2 protein-coding genes, 1 tRNA gene and 1 pseudogene are annotated in these 2,612 nt (G+C 52.8%); 2 read left to right on the top strand and 2 right to left on the bottom strand.

Going from position 1 to position 2,612, the window contains the following annotated elements; genetic code table 11:
- Positions 1–98 (top strand): annotated as a pseudogene (locus ACTHUT_RS17685) (ABC transporter ATP-binding protein); the annotation flags it as partial.
- Positions 95–1,348 carry an ABC transporter permease gene (locus ACTHUT_RS17680; RefSeq protein ID WP_250601411.1) on the top strand — a complete coding sequence of 418 codons (1,254 nt, stop codon included), beginning with the start codon at positions 95–97 and terminating at the stop codon, positions 1,346–1,348. The pseudogene ACTHUT_RS17685 and the gene ACTHUT_RS17680, both read left to right, overlap by 4 nt.
- A 194-nt stretch (positions 1,349–1,542) precedes the next feature.
- On the opposite strand, the gene ACTHUT_RS17675 is transcribed toward ACTHUT_RS17680, so the two are convergent.
- Positions 1,543–1,618, bottom strand: a tRNA-Lys gene (locus ACTHUT_RS17675).
- Between the two features lie 58 nt (positions 1,619–1,676).
- Positions 1,677–2,612: iron-sulfur cluster carrier protein ApbC (gene apbC, locus ACTHUT_RS17670; protein WP_440419235.1), on the bottom strand; the 936-nt coding region annotated here is incomplete at its 5' end.

The raw sequence follows: 2,612 nt of genomic DNA, 5'->3' as shown, positions 1-2,612 counted from the left end.
TCCGCTACTTCCAGCAGGGACACGGTTCGCTGGAAACGTTTTACCTCGATTTCCTGCGCAAAGACGAACCGGCAACAGATAAGCAAAATCCACAATGACGACTTCCTCCCTCCTCAAAGAACTCAAATTGCTCTGCCGCGACCTGCACGGTTTGGCCGTGTTGTTTGTGATGCCCATCGCCTTCATGCTGATTATGTCGTTGGCGCTGAGCCGCGACCAAGACCCGCACACTGACAGCCGCATCGCGCTGGTCGGCGCGGCAGACGACAGTGTCAATACCGCGCTGGCAGCCGCGTTGGAAAAAGAACAGATTCATGTCACGCTGATGCCGTCTGAAAAACTGACCGACGCGCAAAACGGCCTGCACAACAAGCGTTTCCAACTGGTGCTGCACAACCCGAACACCGCTTCCGGCAAAATCGCCGACAACAAAGCCTTGCAAATCTATGTACCGCCCGATACCGAGCCTTCGTGGCTGGCGGCGGTCAAAGGCGTTTTGCAGCAGCACTACACCCAAACGCGGCTGGACGCTTATTTCGACAACAACGACGGCATCAAAATCGACAATAAAAAACTGCCCCGTTCCATCCGCAAAGACATCCAGAAAAAAGTCGATGAAAAAAACGACGAACAATTTGCCACCGTGCGCAGCTTTTTAGATAAAAAAATGCTGGAAGAGCACTATCTGAGTGCAGGCAGCGGCACGGTGGAAAAACCCAACGCCGTACAACACAGCGTACCCGCATGGCTGATTTTCGGTATGTTTTTCATCATGATACCGCTGTCGAATGTTATGGCACTGGAACGCCAGACCAACACCATCACCCGCCTGCGCCTCGCCCGCGCCTCTGCGTCCGGCCTGATTGCCGCTAAACTCATTCCCTATTTCCTGATTAACCAACTTCAGTTTGTCGGAATGCTGCTGCTCGGCCGCTACCTACTGCCCGAAATCGGCGTGCCCGCCCTCATACTCAACGGCAGCCTTGTTCCCTACGCGCTGCTGTCCGCCGCCGTCAGCACCGCCGCACTCGGCTACGCGCTTTTGGTCAGCGTCTGCGCCAAATCCACCGAACACGCCGTCGTCCTCGGCGGCGGCGGCATCATCCTGATGGCGGCAATCGGCGGCATTATGGTACCCGCCCACGTCATGCCCGAAACCATGCAGCAACTCACTTGGATTTCCCCGATGGCATGGGGCTTGAAAGCTTTTCAAGAACTGCTGCTCAACCGCAGCGGACTGGACGGAGTCGGCCGTTATCTGCTTTTATTGTCTGCATTCTCTTTTGCCACACTGACTACTGCCGTATTGGTTTATCGTAGGCAGTTGCAGACGCAGGTAAGGTTTTAAACCGTTTGTCTGCACTAAGTAGAAAACTTATTTCTCAAAACCATTCCTACAAAACTTCAGGCCGTCTGAAAATATCTTTCAGACGGCCTGATGCCTGATGTGCTATGGATTGTTTCAATAACAAAATATTTTCAACAAAATCCTAAAGTTCAAACGTAAAAAAACCTGCTTTTTTCAAAGCAGGTTTTCATATTTGGTGGGTCGTGAGCGATTCGAACGCTCGACCAACGGATTAAAAGTCCGCTGCTCTACCGACTGAGCTAACGACCCGATAAGCTGTGTATTATAGAGACGGGTCTCACAGCTGTCAACACTTTTTTAAACTTTTTTATTCGACGACGATTTTCGGGAAGCGGCTGCTGAAGTCTTTGCCTTTATCTGCAATGGCCAGCGCGATTTGGAATGCGGCTTCGGTGTAGATGTCGGCGATGGTTTGGTTGTTTTCAAACAAGGCCGAAGATGTGCCGCTGTCCATGGCTTCGCGTACAGGCAGGCTCAACGGAAGCTGGCCGAGCAACGGTACGTTCAAACGCTCTGCCAGGTTTTTACCGCCTTCTGCGCCAAAGATTGCTTCGGTATGGCCGCAGTTGGAGCAGATATGGACAGACATGTTTTCCAAAACGCCCAAAATCGGGATATTGACTTTGTTGAACATATCCACGGCTTTGCGTGCATCAATCAGGGCGATGTCTTGCGGCGTAGTGACGACAACGGAGCCGGTCACGGGGATTTTTTGCGACAGGGTCAATTGGATATCGCCGGTACCGGGCGGCAGGTCGATGAAGAGATAGTCAACATTGTCCCATTCGCTTTGGAACATCAGCTGTTGCAATGCTTGGCTGACCATCGGGCCGCGCCAAACGACGGCTTGGTCGGTATCGACCAGGAAACCGATAGACATTACTTGAATGCCACTTTCGGCTTCAACGGGAATAAGTTTTTTGTTTTGTTGGTCGGGTTTGCGGTCTTGTACGCCGAGCATGGTGGGCTGGCTTGGACCGTACAGGTCGGCATCGAGTACGCCGACGCGCGCGCCCATTCTGGCCATTGCGGTGGCAAGGTTGGCAGTGGTCGTTGATTTGCCGACACCGCCTTTGCCGGATGCAACAGCAATAATGTTTTTCACGCCTTTGATGGTCGCCACGCCGGGTTGGACTTTGTGCGTACCGATTTCGGTATCGATACTTAAGTGGATATGCGTGTCGCCGGTATGGGTCATGACGGCTTCTTGGAGGGCGTTGGCAATGTCTGCAGCGATATGGGC

The sequence above is a fragment of the Neisseria sp. P0022.S010 genome, from assembly GCF_051956635.1.
Note: the sequence above shows the minus strand (reverse complement) of the source record. Positions and strands in the feature narration are given on the sequence as shown.